The 13,881-nt window shown below is 70.5% G+C and carries 13 protein-coding genes and 2 pseudogenes; 11 read left to right on the forward strand and 4 right to left on the reverse strand.

The window, feature by feature from the left end; translation table 11 throughout:
* Nucleotides 1-417 precede the first annotated feature (417 nt).
* A complete protein-coding gene (locus JL475_RS31275; protein WP_307825206.1) occupies nucleotides 418-3,126 on the reverse strand; it encodes a SpoIIE family protein phosphatase in 2,709 nt (902 codons plus the stop codon).
* Nucleotides 3,127-3,512: 386 nt separating this feature from the next.
* Here JL475_RS31275 and JL475_RS31280 point away from each other — a divergent pair, with 386 nt between their 5' ends.
* On the forward strand, nucleotides 3,513-3,764 hold the full coding sequence (locus tag JL475_RS31280) for a hypothetical protein (protein ID WP_202281382.1): 252 nt from the start codon (nucleotides 3,513-3,515) through the stop codon (nucleotides 3,762-3,764).
* Nucleotides 3,765-3,774: 10 nt separating this feature from the next.
* Here the strand turns inward: JL475_RS31280 and JL475_RS31285 are convergent, their stop codons facing one another.
* The gene (locus JL475_RS31285) at nucleotides 3,775-4,536 is read right to left on the reverse strand and encodes an IclR family transcriptional regulator (RefSeq protein ID WP_202281383.1); all 762 of its coding nucleotides are present in this window, start codon (nucleotides 4,534-4,536) and stop codon (nucleotides 3,775-3,777) included.
* 201 nt (nucleotides 4,537-4,737) lie between these two features.
* Between JL475_RS31285 and JL475_RS31290 the strand changes: the two are divergent.
* A pseudogene (locus tag JL475_RS31290) lies at nucleotides 4,738-5,259 on the forward strand (DJ-1/PfpI family protein); the annotation flags it as partial.
* 32 nt (nucleotides 5,260-5,291) lie between these two features.
* On the opposite strand, the gene JL475_RS31295 reads toward JL475_RS31290, so the two are convergent.
* Nucleotides 5,292-6,176, reverse strand: a complete 885-nt coding sequence (locus tag JL475_RS31295) for a LysR family transcriptional regulator (RefSeq protein ID WP_202281385.1) — start codon at nucleotides 6,174-6,176, stop codon at nucleotides 5,292-5,294.
* Nucleotides 6,177-6,259: 83 nt separating this feature from the next.
* On the opposite strand from JL475_RS31295, the gene JL475_RS31300 reads away from it, so the two are divergent.
* The 4 genes from JL475_RS31300 to JL475_RS31315 all read left to right on the forward strand — a co-directional run bounded on the left by JL475_RS31300 (nucleotide 6,260) and on the right by JL475_RS31315 (nucleotide 9,541).
* Nucleotides 6,260-7,465, forward strand: coding sequence for a thiolase family protein (locus tag JL475_RS31300; protein ID WP_202281386.1), 1,206 nt, complete (start codon nucleotides 6,260-6,262; stop codon nucleotides 7,463-7,465).
* On the forward strand, nucleotides 7,462-8,133 hold the full coding sequence (locus tag JL475_RS31305; protein ID WP_109381631.1) for a 3-oxoacid CoA-transferase subunit A: 672 nt from the start codon (nucleotides 7,462-7,464) through the stop codon (nucleotides 8,131-8,133). Before JL475_RS31300 ends, JL475_RS31305 begins: the two co-directional genes overlap by 4 nt.
* Nucleotides 8,130-8,819, forward strand: a complete 690-nt coding sequence (locus JL475_RS31310; protein WP_272932997.1) for a 3-oxoacid CoA-transferase subunit B — start codon at nucleotides 8,130-8,132, stop codon at nucleotides 8,817-8,819. Before JL475_RS31305 ends, JL475_RS31310 begins: the two co-directional genes overlap by 4 nt.
* Nucleotides 8,820-9,178: 359 nt before the next feature.
* Complete coding sequence (locus JL475_RS31315) at nucleotides 9,179-9,541, forward strand: hypothetical protein (RefSeq protein ID WP_202281387.1); 363 nt, start codon at nucleotides 9,179-9,181, stop codon at nucleotides 9,539-9,541.
* A 36-nt stretch (nucleotides 9,542-9,577) separates the two neighbouring features.
* On the opposite strand, the pseudogene JL475_RS31320 reads toward JL475_RS31315, so the two are convergent.
* Nucleotides 9,578-10,104, reverse strand: a pseudogene (locus JL475_RS31320) (IS5 family transposase); the annotation flags it as partial.
* 151 nt (nucleotides 10,105-10,255) lie between these two features.
* Here JL475_RS31320 and JL475_RS31325 point away from each other — a divergent pair.
* The 5 genes from JL475_RS31325 (at nucleotide 10,256) to JL475_RS31345 (ending at nucleotide 13,847) form a co-directional block, all read left to right on the forward strand.
* Nucleotides 10,256-10,687 (forward strand): WXG100 family type VII secretion target, encoded by a 432-nt coding sequence (locus tag JL475_RS31325; RefSeq protein WP_202281388.1) that lies wholly within the window; start codon nucleotides 10,256-10,258, stop codon nucleotides 10,685-10,687.
* Between the two features lie 57 nt (nucleotides 10,688-10,744).
* Nucleotides 10,745-11,059, forward strand: coding sequence for a WXG100 family type VII secretion target (locus JL475_RS31330; RefSeq protein WP_202281389.1), 315 nt, complete (start codon nucleotides 10,745-10,747; stop codon nucleotides 11,057-11,059).
* Nucleotides 11,059-12,786, forward strand: coding sequence for an RNase A-like domain-containing protein (locus JL475_RS40460; RefSeq protein WP_237408809.1), 1,728 nt, complete (start codon nucleotides 11,059-11,061; stop codon nucleotides 12,784-12,786). Before JL475_RS31330 ends, JL475_RS40460 begins: the two co-directional genes overlap by 1 nt.
* 228 nt (nucleotides 12,787-13,014) lie before the next feature.
* On the forward strand, nucleotides 13,015-13,512 hold the full coding sequence (locus JL475_RS31340; protein ID WP_237408811.1) for a hypothetical protein: 498 nt from the start codon (nucleotides 13,015-13,017) through the stop codon (nucleotides 13,510-13,512).
* A gap of 29 nt (nucleotides 13,513-13,541) precedes the next feature.
* A complete protein-coding gene (locus JL475_RS31345) occupies nucleotides 13,542-13,847 on the forward strand; it encodes an RNase A-like domain-containing protein (RefSeq protein ID WP_202281404.1) in 306 nt (101 codons plus the stop codon).
* Nucleotides 13,848-13,881 lie beyond the last annotated feature (34 nt).

Consider the following 13,881-nt stretch of genomic DNA (forward strand, 5'->3'; position numbering starts at 1 on the left):
GCTCCTCATGCCATTCTCGCAGGCCAGCCCGCGAATCCGCCGACCACGTGTGCCTACCTACTGATGAAGTCGGGCCGCCGGGCGACGGCGTCCGCATCCTCGCGGACGCACCCCCGCGCCGGGTCTCCCCGCAGATCCCGCGCCCCGGGGACCCGGCTCCCGCGCGGGGGCGCCTGCCGCCGTGGACCGACGAGTCCGTCCGCTTCCCCGAGGTGACCGTCCGTCAGGACGACAGCACCCTCACCCGCCGCCCCCCTCGGCACCTCGCGGGGCGTGAGCACATTCCCGGAAAGTGTTCACGCCCCGCTCAGCTGAGGCCGGCGAGGACACAAGTGCCCGAAGCGTCGACGGTTTCCGCGGACACCCCCTGTTCGCCACCGCCGACGGACAGGCGGCGGCGAACAGGCGGTGCAGGAGTCACAGGGTCACGTCGGACCACTGGTCGAGGATGTCGTCGCCGGTCAGGGCGGCGCCGGGTTCGCCCTCCCTGCCGTCCAGTTGCTGCTCGGCCCAGATCACCTTGCCGGTGGGCGTGTACCGGGTGCCCCAGCGTTCGGCGTAGCGGGCGACGAGGAACAGGCCGCGTCCGCCCTCGTCCGTGGCCGCCGCCTGGCGCAGGTGGGGCGAGGTGCTGCTGCCGTCGGAGACCTCGCAGATCAGGCGGCGGTCCCGCAGCAGGCGGACGTGGATGGGGACGGTGCCGTAGCGGATGGCGTTGGTGACCAGTTCGCTGAGGATGAGCTCGGTCGTGAAGCCCGCCTCCGTCAGGTCCCACGCCTCCAGCTGCCGGGTGACGTCGGCGCGGACGCCGGACACGGCGGCGGCTTCGGGGGGCACGTCCCATCCGGCGACCCGCTCGGGGTCGAGCACCCGGGTGCGAGCGACCAGCAGGGCGACGTCGTCGTTCCCGCCGTTCGGCAGGAGGGCGTCGAGCACCGCGTCGCAGGTCTCCTCGGGAGTCCGGCCGGGGTGGGACAGCGCGCCACGCAGGATCTCCAGACCGACGTCGATGTCCCGGTCGCGGCTCTCGATGAGCCCGTCGGTGTAGAGGACGAGCTGGCTTCCCTCGGGCACCTCGAACTCCGCGCTCTCGAAGGGCAGGTCGCCCAGGCCCAGCAGCGGACCGGCGGACACGTCGGGGAAGGTCACGGTGCCGTCCGGACGGACGAGGGCGGGTGGCGGGTGGCCGGCCCGGGCCGCGCTGCACATGCCGGAGGCCGGATCGTAGACGACGTACAGGCAGGTGGCTCCGATGAGTCCCTCATCGTCCCCCTGGTCCGCCCGCTCCCGGTCGATTCGGGTCACCAGGTCGTCCACCCGGGCCAGCAGCTCGTCCGGCGGGAGGTCGAGGGTGGCGAAGTTGTGCACCGCGGTACGCAGCCGCCCCATGGTGGCCGCCGCGTGCAGACCGTGCCCCACCACGTCCCCGACCACCAGTGCCACCCGGGCGCCGGACAGTTCGATGACGTCGAACCAGTCCCCGCCCACCCCGGACTGGGCCGGCAGATAGCGGTGGGCCGCCTCCAGCGCGCTCAGGTCCGGCAGGTCACGGGGGAGCAGACTGCGTTGCAGGGTGACCGCCATCGCGTGCTCGCGGGTGTACCGGCGGGCGTTGTCGAGCGCCACGGCGGCCCAGGCGGACAGCTCCTCGGCGAACAGCACATCGCTCTCGTCGTACGGCTCCGCCCGCTCCGAGCGCCAGAAGTCCACCGAGCCCAGCACCGTGCCGCGGGCCCGCAGGGGCACCGCGATCAGGGAGTGGAAACCGTGTCCCAGGAGCTCCTCCGCGCGGTCGGGGGCCAGCGTCCGCCATCCCTCGGCGGTGCTCAGATCCGCCTCCAGTACCGCGCGGCCGCTCTTCACGCACCGTGCCTGCGGTGTGGCGTCGGGGAAGCGAACCGTTTCGCCCACCGCCATCAGCGGCAGGCCGTCGTGGACGGTGCTCAGCCCGGCCCGCCGCATGACGGTGTGCCGCTCGGTCGGCTCCTCGCCGTGCAGCACCTCCTCGGCCAGGTCGACGGTGACCAGGTCGGCGAAGCGCGGAACCGCCACCCCGGCCAGTTCGTGCGCGGTGCGCTCCACGTTCAGGGAAGAGCCGATCCGTGCCCCCGCGTCGTAGAGCAGGCTCAGGCGCTCCCGGGAGGCCTCGGCGCGACCGGACAGAGCACGCAACTCCGTGGTGTCCCTGAGCGTCACCACGCTCCCGGCGTTCCCGTCGCCGGGCCCCGTGCGCCGCTTGTTGACCGCCAGCAACCGGCCGGCGGAGGGGAACACCTCGTCGGTGGCCGTCCGCTCCGAGACCAGCAGTTCGACGACGCCCGGGTTCAGACCCAGGTCGGCGATCTTCCGGCCCTCCGCGTCCGGCGGCAGATCCAGCAGCCGTCGCGCCTCGTCGTTGGCCAGCACCAGCTGCCCGTCACCCCCTACGATCAGCACTCCCTCCCGCACCGCGTGCAGCACCGCGTCGTGGTGGTCGTACATCCGGGTCATCTCCACCGGACCGAGACCGTGGGTCTGACGCAGCAGCCGCCGGCTCACCAGGGCGGTGCCGCCCGCGCAGATGGCCAGGGCCACGCCCGCGGCCCCCAGGATCACCGGGAACTGCTGGGCCGCCATGCCCGCCACCTTCTGGACCGTGATCCCGACCCCCACCGAGCCGACCGGCGTCCCGTCGGGCTCGGTGACCGGGGCGTACCCGACCACCGAGCGCCCCTTGACGGTCTCGATGGTCTCTGTCAGGGGGGAGGTCAGCGGCTTGATCGGGCTGGTGACGGCCTTCCCGATCAGCGAGGGATCGGGGTGCGTGTAGCGGACCCCGTCCTTCGAGTACACGACGACGAGGTCCACGTCGGTCGTCCGCTCGATCCGCTCGGAGAGCGGCTGCAGGGCCTTGCTGGGGTCGGGACCGGTCATCGCCGTCAGCGTCTGCGGGGAGTTCGCGAACGTCGTGGCGACGGCCAGGGACCGGCTCTGGGCCTCGTGGAGGCTGTCACGCCGGGCCTGGAACACGAGGGCGACCAGCGCGGCGGTGATGATCAGGGTCACGACCAGGACCTGGAGCACGAACACCTGGCCGGCCACGCTGCGGACCCGTAGCAGGGACCGCAGCCGCCCGGGGGGCCGCACCGACCGGGAGTCCTCGCCGCGCCGGTCCCGCTGCCGGGCCGACCGGGCGTGTGCGGTCCGGCCCCCGAACAGGCGGGGGGACACGAGGGGAGGGCGACGGGGATGTGCGGTCACTGCATCGTTCGCCTCCTCGGCAGCGGTGCCCCGGCCGTCATGGTCACCCGTCCGCCGACCGGTCGGCGGGGAAGGCCGGCGGTGCGCGGCCTCCGCGGCGTCGTGGCCGACGAGCGGACACCGGGACCATCGACCCGGATATTCTTCGCATTCCTCGCGAACGAGTCAACGGTACCCGCTCATCCCCGGTCCGGTGGCGGAACCGCTGCGCACGGAGGGCGCCACACGCCACAATGCGGCTCAGGAACGACACCACCGCAGGGGGAAAAGCCATGGCCGGCCAACGAGAGTTCCAGACAGCGGTCAGAGTCGAGAAGGCGCGGATCTGGTCCGCCTGGGCGTCCGGCGGTTCCGTCATGCTGGCCGCCGCCCTCGCCACCCAGGACATCCGCGTCGTCGGCGTCGTCACCCAGGTCCTGCTCGTCGGCGTCGGCATCGTGTTCACCGTCACCGCCGTACGGATGACCGACCGGCTCAACCGCAAGGCCGAAGCGGCCCGCCGGAACGCCCTCGGGGGCTTCTGACCCAGGGGGCTCAGTCGGCGACCTGCCCGGTGAGGCTCCGCCCGATGCCCCGGGCCGCCACCTGCAGGGCGCTGACCAGCCGTGCCCGGTCGCGTTTGAGACTGGGGGCGACGATGCCGAGCGCCGCCACCACCGTGCCGTCCGACCGGATCGGCACGGCCACCGTGCACGCGCCCAGGCTCATCTCCTCCACCGTCGTGGCGTAGTCGTCCTCGCGCACCTTCTTGAGCTGGCCGCGCAGCAGTCCCGGCCGGCTCACCGTGTAGGGGGTGATCCGGGGGAGGTCGGCGAGCACCTCCTCCTGGACGTGGTCCGGGGCGTGCGCGAGCAGCACCTTGCCGACCCCTGTCGCGTGCAGCGGCAGGCGGGAGCCGATCGCGCTGACCACCGGCACCGAGGCGTGACCGGAGAGCCGGTCCACGTACAGCGCCTGCAGGCCGTCGCGCACCGCGAGGTGCACGGTGGCGAGGGTCGCGCCGTAGAGGTCGTGGAGGTACGGGGAAGCGATCTGCTGCAGCCCGGTGTGCACGGGCGCGAGCAGGCCGATGTCCCACAGCCGACGCCCGACGACGTACTCCCCCGACGCGGTACGGCTCAGCGCGCCCCACGCGACGAGCTCGCCGACCAGCCGGTGCGCGGTCGGGACCGGGAGGCCGGCGCGGGCGGCGAGCTCGGTGAGACCGAGCCGCCGGTGCCGACCGTCGAAGGCCCCCAGGATCGCCAGCGCACGGCTGGTCACGGAACGCCCGGGCCTCGCGGAGTTGCCTGCCATGCCCGGCATCCTTCCGCTGAGCGGAAACGAAGACAACCCCGGCACCGGTTCCACGGCTCTCCGGAAGCGGCACCGGGACGGCAGGAAAGGTGGGCTGCTCGTCATTGCGGCCACCCTGCTCCCCGCCGAGGATGAACGCCATGACGAGGAGATCGGTGCTGGTGGTCGTCTTCGACGACGTGCAGAGTCTCGATGTGACCGGGCCCCGTGCGCAACGACCGCGACGACCTCGCACTCGTCGCGGACCACAGCCTCGACGACGTGCCGGCCCCCGACATCGTCGTGGTGCCCGGCGGCCCCGGGCAGACCGCGCAGATGGAGAACGAGACGCTCCTCGACTGGCTGCGCACCGCCAGCGCCACCAGCACCTGGACGACCTCGGTGTGCACGGGCTCGCTCCTGCTCGCGGCGGCCGGGCTGCTCGAAGGCCGCCGTGCCACCTCGCACTGGCTGGCGCTCGACGGCCTCGCCGCGTTCGGTGCCGAACCGACCGGTGAGCGCGTCGTCACGGACGGCAAGTTCGTCACCGCGGCCGGAGTCTCCGCCGGAATCGACATGGCCCTCACCCTGGCCGGCAGGATCGCCGGCGACGCACACGCGCAGGCCGTCCAGCTCGGGACCGAGTACGACCCCCAGCCGCCCCACGACGCGGGCTCACCCCGAAAGGCCCCCGCAGCCCTCGTCGACAAGCTCCGCGCCAAAAGCCGCTTCGTCCTCCGGTAGCCCCACCCGGCGGGCGGCTCCACGCGCGCGTCTCAGCCGCGGACGCACTCCTCGATCACCGAGGCGACCTGCTCGGTCGCGGCCGAGACGCGGTGCGTGCGCCGGGCCAGCATCAGCTCGACGGACTCGGAGCCGGTGAGCGGTACGTAGGTCACGCCCTCGAGGCTCAGGCTCTGCACCGACTGCGGCACCAGGGCCACGCCGTGTCCCGCCGCGACGAGGACGACCAGGGTGGCCGTCTCGCCGATCTCGATGAGCGGGTCGGGCCGGAAACCGGCCCGCCGGCAGGCGGACAGGACCCGGTCGTACATCGAGGACCGGGACTGCGAGGGGTGGATGACGAACGGCTCGTCGGCCAGGGCCTTCAGCGGGATGCTCGGCCGGTCCGCCAGCCGGTGGTGGGCCGGCAGCACGGCCACCAGCGGCTCGGACCGCAACGGCGTGGTGCGGATGTTCTCCTCCGACACCGCGCCCCGCAGGACGGCGAGGTCGAACGTGCCGGAGAGCAGGCCCTCGACGAGCCGCGGGGTGAGGATCTCACCCCGCAGGTCCAGGGTGATGCCCGGCAGCTTCGCCCGTACGGTGCGGGCGACCTTCGGCAGGACGTCGTAGGTGGCCGTGCCGATGAAGCCGACCGAGACCCGGCCCGCGTGGCCGGTGGCGAGCTCCCGCAGGTGGATCCGCGCGCGCTCCTCCTCCGCGACGAGGGTGCGCGCGTAGTCGGTGAGGTGACGGCCGGCCTCGGTCAGTTCGACGCGCCGGGTGGACCGGTTGAACAGCGAGACGCCCAGCTCCCGCTCCAACTGCTTGACCTGCTGGGACAGGGCCGGCTGCGCCACGTGCAAGCGGGCGGCCGCGCGCCCGAAGTGGCACTCCTCGGCCAGGGCGAGGAAGGAGCGGAGCTGACGGAGTTCCATACCCCCATTCTATAAGCGCTGCTTATGAATCAATGCGGACTAGGTCTTGGACATGATGAAAGGGGCCCTCGTACTGTGGGGGCGTGAGCGACAGTTACCTTTACGCAGCAGCAAGAACGCCTTTCGGTAAATTCTCAGGCGCCCTCGCCGAGGTCCGGCCCGACGACCTTGCCGCGGTGGCTGTCACCGGGGCCCTGGCCAAGACCCCCGCACTCGACCCGGCCGAGATCGGCGACGTCGTCTGGGGCAACGCCAACGGCGCCGGCGAGGACAACCGCAACGTCGGCAGGATGGCCGTCCTGCTCGCGGGACTGCCCACCTCGGTCCCCGCCACCACCGTCAACCGGCTGTGCGGATCCTCCCTGGACGCCGCCATCATCGCCTCCCGCGCCATCGAGACCGGCGACGTGGACATCGTGCTCACCGGCGGCGTCGAGTCGATGACCAGGGCGCCCTGGGTCCTGCCCAAGCCCTCGCGCGCGTTCCCCGCCGGAGACGTGACCGCCGTGTCCACCACGCTCGGCTGGCGGCTGGTCAACCAGCGCATGCCCAAGGAGTGGACCGTCTCCCTGGGCGAGGCGAACGAGCAGCTGGGCGAGCGCTTCACCATCGCCCGCGAGCGGCAGGACGAGTTCGCCGCCCGCTCCCACAACCTCGCCGACGACGCCTGGAACGCGGGCTTCTACGACGACCTGGTGGTGCCCGTCGTCACGGACCGCAAGGGCACGACCGTCACCCGGGACGAGGGGATCCGCCCCGGCTCGAGTGCCGAGAAGCTGGCCGGGCTCAAGCCCGTCTTCCGCACCGACGGCGTCATCACCGCGGGCAACGCCTCCCCGCTGAGCGACGGCGCCTCCGCGGTCCTGCTCGGCTCGGGCGAGGCCGCCGCCCGCATCGGCACCGACCCCCTCGCCCGCGTCGCCGGCCGGGGCGTGTCCGCGCTGGACCCGCAGCTGTTCGGGTACGCCCCCGTGGAGGCGGCGAACCGGGCGCTGAAGGGCGCCGGGATCACCTGGTCCGACGTCGCCGCCGTCGAACTCAACGAGGCCTTCGCCGTCCAGTCGCTGGCCTGCGTGGACGCCTGGGGCGTCGACCCGGAGATCGTCAACGCCAAGGGCGGCGCGATCGCGCTCGGCCACCCCCTGGGTGCCTCCGGAGGCAGGCTCCTGGGCACCCTGGCCCACCGGTTGAAGGAGTCGGGGCAGCGCTGGGGCGTCGCCGCCATCTGTATCGGAGTCGGCCAGGCGCTCGCCGTGGTCCTGGAGAACGTCTCGGGAGGCAACCGATGAACACACAACTGTGCGACCACGCGGACGAGGCGGTGGCCGGGATCGAGGACGGCTCGACCGTGCTCGTCGGAGGGTTCGGCATGGCCGGCATGCCGGTCGACCTGATCGACGCCCTCATACGCCAGGGCGCCAAGGACCTCACCGTCGTGTCCAACAACGCCGGCAACGGCGACACCGGACTGGCCGCGCTGCTGGCCAAGGGGCGGGTCCGCAAGGTGATCTGCTCCTTCCCGCGCCAGGCGGACTCCTGGGTGTTCGACGAGCTCTACCGGGCGGGCCGGATCGAACTGGAGGTCGTCCCCCAGGGCAACCTCGCGGAACGGATGAGGGCGGCCGGGGCCGGCATCGGCGCCTTCTTCTGCCCCACCGGGGTCGGCACGCTCCTCACGGAGGGCAAGGAGACCCGAGAGATCGACGGCCGCACCTACGTGCTGGAGTACCCGATCAGGGGCGACGTCGCGCTGATCGGCGCCCACCGCGCCGACCGCATGGGCAACCTCGTCTACCGCAAGACCGCCCGCAACTTCGGTCCGGTCATGGCCACCGCCGCGACCACGGTGATCGCGCAGGTCCGCGAGATCGTCGAGACCGGCGAGATCGATCCCGAAACCGTCGTGACCCCCGGCATCTACGTCGACCGTGTGGTCAAGGAGGCAGCCACCGCATGAACGCGACCAGCCGAGCGATGAACGACCAGGGCCCGCTGAACGGCCGGGGTCCGCTGAGCAAGAACGAGATGGCCGCCCTCGTGGCGCGCGACATTCCCCAGGGCGCCTTCGTCAACCTGGGCATCGGGCAGCCGACCCTCGTCGCCGACCACCTGCCCGCCGACTCCGGTGTGGTCCTGCACACCGAGAACGGCATGCTCAACATGGGGCCCGCGGCGAAGGAGGGCGAGGTCGACCCCGACCTGACGAACGCGGGCAAGATCCCGGTGACCGAACTGCCGGGAGCCGCCTACTTCCACCACGCCGACTCGTTCGCGATGATGCGCGGCGGTCATCTGGACATCTGCGTCATGGGCGCGTTCCAGGTCTCGGCCACCGGCGACCTGGCCAACTGGCACACGGGGGCACCCGACGCCATCCCCGCCGTCGGCGGGGCCATGGACCTGGCGATCGGCGCCAAGCAGGTGTACGTGATGATGACGCTCTTCACGAAGGCCGGCGCCCCCAAGCTGGTGCCCGAATGCACCTACCCGCTCACTGGGCTGCGCTGCGTCGACCGCGTCTACACGGACCTCGCGGTCTTCGACGTCACCCCCCAGGGCCTCAGGGTCACCCAGACCTTCGGCACCACCCTGGACGAACTCGCCGACCGCCTCGACGTACCCCTGCTCCCCGCCGAGGCGTGAGCCCCGGGCCGACGGCCCGCCCGACCCCACACCGACGGCCTGCCCGCACACCGCGGGCAGGCCGTCGCACGCTCCGCCGCACGCCCTGAGAAGAACGTCAACGGCCGTCTCAGGCGCGGCGGGACCGGATAACTGTGAGCCCGCAACCCCAGCGGCGGGCCTCACGGGCGGGGCCGAGGCCTCTCAGGCCGACGCCCTCTGCCCGGCGCCGCTCTTCGCCGCCGCGGCCGGGTGGCTGATGGTCGCTGTCCCGTACAGATGGTCTTGCCGGGAGAGGCGGACGGTGCCTGACCCGCACATACGGCATCAGAGCCCTGTATCCGCCGTACCGCTGCCCTCCCACCAGCGATACTGGACGTATGGGTGCGACGACCACCGTCCCCCGCGTCGAGGTACTGCGGGACCGTTACCGCAGCCGGCTGCCCGAGCTTCTGCAGGAGCTGGACGGTCCCGTCGAGGGCATCGTCGGCCTGCCGCTGTACATCGTCTGGTCCGGGCGGACGAGCTACAGCCTGGACCGTCCGAAGTCCCGCATGACGCTCTACCGGACCGTCCTCGCCGAGGGCCCGCGCGAGGATCTGGAGGCCTTCCTCCACCACCGGCTGCCGGCCGAGCAGTGGCCCGTGCTGCGCCGCCTGGTCAGCCTCTGCATCCGCGAGGTCTGGGAGGATGCCTTCCCCGAGCTGCCCCGCACCGCTCCGGCCGACGCGACCGCCGCGTGAGGCTCACCCCGCTCCACGAACGTCTCCTCGCCGCCGTCCTCTGCGCCGACGGTTGGCCCGCTGGTCCTTCAGCTCGGGAATCGTGTGCTTGATGCGGCGTCTTCGCAGGTAGCGGCGGTTGCGGCGGGAGCTGTAGGCTTTGTCGCCGCTGATGTGACCGGGCCGGGTCCGGTCCAAGACCTCGATCGTCTGCGGGGCGTCGCCCCAATGGCCCGGTGTGACCAGCAGGGCCAGAGGGCGGCAGCCGCCCTCGCCGACGAGGCGGATCTTGCAGGTCAGGCCGCCTCGGGACCGTCCGAGTCCCTCATCGGGGCGGTGGTTCCGGTGCGTCGTCCTTTTTTCGGAACCCGCGGCCCGGCCTTGCGGGCGGCGGCCGCGTGCTGGTGGGCCCGGCAGGACGTCGAGTCAATTCCGACCATCGACCAGTCGATCCGCCCCGCAAGGTCGGCGTCGACCTGGACCGCCTGCAGGATCCGGTCCCAGGTGCCGTCCGCCGACCAGCGGCGATGCCGTTCATGGACCGCCTTCCAGAACCCGTAGCGTTCCGGCAGGTCACGCCACGGGACGCTATCCGGCAGGGAGTTTTCGCACCGGCTTCCACCGGTCATGTACGGCCCCGGTGTGACGCGTTCCGCAAGTACGAGTACTACTAATCGTATGATCGCCTTGCGTGTGACGTGAGATGCCGAAGCGACGGGGCGGGGGTACTACGGCATGGGCATACGAGAGTCAGGGCCGGGGCAAGGGAACGGTTTCGATCTGCGCGTGTCCGGTGAGGACCTCACCAAGCTCGCCGACGACCTCGATGACATGCAGGACCACCTGGACAAGCAGATCCGACGCATGGACGCGATCGTCGACCGCATCGAGGCAGGCTGGCGTGGCCCGGCCGGAACCGCGTACCGAGCCTTCCACCGGGCCGCTGCCGAGGACGCCGTACGCATCCGGGACGTCATGCGCCACCTGGAGCAGGCCGTACGCCTGAGCCGTGACGGTTTCACCGAGAAGGAACTGGACGTACTCCAGCAGATGCGCAGCATCCGAGTGGACATCAGCAGCGAGGTGGACAGGCTGTCCACCCCCCACCCGGACGGGAGTGCCGACGGCGCGCCGGAGCGTCGGCGCAGCAGCCTCGACTCGCTTTGACGTCCGTTGTCGACCCCACCCTTCACCAGCGCAGTTCCGAACACGAAACGGGGAATCATGACGACAGGGCCGTCGGACGGCGACCACATAACCGTGTCCCTTGCCGGCCTCCGCGAACTCGCCGGCGAACTGGAGGACATCCTCAAAAAGCTCAACGACAAGCTCGACGACCTCTACGACCGTGCTGTGCCGGTCGTGCTTTCCTGGGAAGGCGAGGCCCGCGAAGTCTTCGTCGACAAGCTCGACGAGTGGGACCGCTCGGCACAGGACCTGCAAGCGGCACAGAAGTGGCTGCACGCCTGTGCGACCACCTCTCACGTCAATTACACGGCCGCGCATCAGGCTGTGCTACGGGGCTGGGGCGCGCGCTGATGGCCGGTCCGCAGCCGGGCACCCAGGGGTCCGGAGGGCAGAACGGCACCATCGACATCAAGCCGTCCGACCTTTACCGGGTGTCGACGGGTGTCGCCGCCCAGCAGACGCCGATGGACAGGGGTGCCAAGACCCTTCTGGAGGAGCTGAACAAGTATCCGGACGCCGGCGGTTACGGAACCGCTCCGCAGGCGTTCGCGACCTCGTACGTCAAGGTGGGCAACCGCTTCCTCGAGGTGTGGGCCAAGAGTGTCGTGAGCATCGGCGGCGCGGCGGTCGGCTTCACCACGACGGCCAACAACTACGCGAAGGCGGAGGCGGCCAACGATCCCTCCGGGCGGACCAGGGAAATCACCCAGTCACCGCCGCAGGTCATCGACAGGGCTCCGGCCTACGGTCCCGTACCCAACCTCAAATGGGGTGATGACGACGGCGGCGACGACTTCATCCGCACCCTCCTGGAGTGGGTACCGGAGCCTGTCCGCGAGATTCTGCGCCCCATCGTGAAACACGCCTTCCGTATGGGGAAGGTCGCGGAGGTCTACCCCTACCCGCAGCAGCATCACCTCAACTCACTGTCCAAGGCATGGATGGCGACGACCTCGACGCTCTCGATGTCCGAGACCGCGCTGACCGGAAACGTCAACAGCATCACGCAACAGAGCAACAGCGAATGGCACGACGCCATGCGGCAGTTCTGCAGCGCACTGTGGGGGACGACCGCGTGGGGCACGAGCCGCGAAGGCTACGAGTGGAAGCACGACTCGGCCTCGTCGCAGACCGCCTCGCACCCGGTGATGACGGTGCTGTTCGACATCGCACAGAAGGTCGGCGACCTGCTGTACGACTTCGCCGAAGCCGCCGTTTACCTCAATCGCGAGGTGTGGGACGTCTACGTGGACGCGATCCGGGAGGCGATCCCCAAGGTGGAAGTGAACCTCAAGGACGGTGTCGGGATGGACGACGTCAAGGGCCTCGTCAAAGGAGTGGTGAAGGGGGTCGCCAAGGGAGCGAGTCAGCTCGGCGCGGGCATCGTCCTCAACATCGACACCGGCCGACTCAACGCGATCGTCACCGAGTACAACCGGCGGGTCGACGCGCTGGTGCCTCGTCTCGACGCGTTGATGGGACCGTTGGACGAGGCCTACCGCAGTGCGCCGTCCTTCCACGCGGAGGAGGCACGCGCGCAGGCGTTCGGCGCTCGGGCACTGAACGAGTTCAGGACCGAGCACACATACACGGTGCCGGGAGAGGACCCCAGGAACCACTTCTATCCACTGGACCTGGCCGGTCAGGAGGGCATCCATGGAAGCCACGGCGTCGACAAGCACATCGGGCTCACCGACGACCAGTTGAAGCAGCGCCTCCGGGACCAGGGAAACGCCCCGTCCGCCTCCACGTACAAGGACTTGACGTCCGCGCAGCGTCTGACACAGGCGGCGCTCGACGACATCGACAACGCGCAGCGCGTCGAGGACTGGATCAAGAGGGTGGAGAGGCGGATGGCCAACAACCCGAACTGGAACCCCGACAACTCGAAACTCGACCCGGCTCTCAAACTCACCGTGAGCGAGGTGACCGGTCGCACCGTGGAACGCGGTGACTACACCTCGCACGGTATGAATGCCTCGGCAAGCGAGGTGCATTCCGTGCAGGTCGCGCTGAAGTACAAGAGGGGTATCGACCCGCCCTTCGTCGTCGTCACGTCGTACCCTGTCAGTCCTTAGCAGATCGTAAGTTCGTTCGTGGTTCATGTTCGTGACAACGAGGATGGTGACAGCTTGATCCTGCACACTGGAGCTCTCTTCACCGATGGTCCTGTGAGGAGGGTCCTGGATCTCGCCGCCGCGGTGCGGGACTCCGGGGGAGAGCCGTCCCTCGACGCCGAGCTGCGGCGTTTCATCCGGACCACGAGCGCAACCGTTGCGACGGACTGGGTGTGTCCGATCGAAACCGTGACTGCGCTGCTCGATCATGTCGCCGGTCTCTGCGCCGACGGTACAGAAGCCGCGCCGCAGGAGTTCCGTCGGCTCCTGGAACGAGTCGGTGCCGGAACGGACCCCGCCGCGTACCTGCACTCCCTGGCAGAGAGGCTCCGGGCCCTGGCACAGGACCCGCGGGACGACTACGACGAGCTTCCGTTGACCCGCTGGGAGATCGATGTCAGATTTCCCCGGCTTTCCGGATTCGGAGTCAACTGGGTGTACGAGGGGGAATACGAGACCCTTCAGGATTCCATTCAGGCCGCGATAGATTCTGAACATCCCTACTGCGGCGAGTTCCTGGCCCCACTCGCCGCCGAGGCCCAGTCCGCCCTGGTGCTCTTCCCGGGAGAACAGGCGATGGTGGACGGCCTGTCCGCCGCCGTCGGCTGGGCGTCCCCCACGGCGCTGCGTGACCTGCTCCGGGCCCTCGACGACCACATGCAGCGGGAGCACGCCGTCCTGCCATGACCCCACATCCTTCGGAGGTCCCCTCCGCCATGCCGTCCCGGAACCGCTCCGCCACCTACCCCGACCGTGAAACCGCCCAGTGGGCCACGCAGCAGGTCGTCACCGACAACGAGCAGCTCATCCACCGCTGGCTCGCCCAGGGCACGCGCCCGCGGTTGACCATTGAGGCGTCCTGGCCCGCGCGGCCCGAACCGGTCGGCCGGGTGCTGTTGCAGGCGATGATGCTGGCGGGGCGGGAACCCGTCTACGTACGTGCCGCGCGCGTCGTGCTCAAGCGGGACGCTTCGGCCCCGCACGGCTTCGTCGTCCATGCCACGTTTCCCGTCCACCTCTAGCCCACCCGCCGCTGATCATTCATAAAGGCCAATC

Source organism: Streptomyces sp. M2CJ-2, assembly GCF_016757295.1.
Lineage (GTDB): Bacteria > Actinomycetota > Actinomycetes > Streptomycetales > Streptomycetaceae > Streptomyces.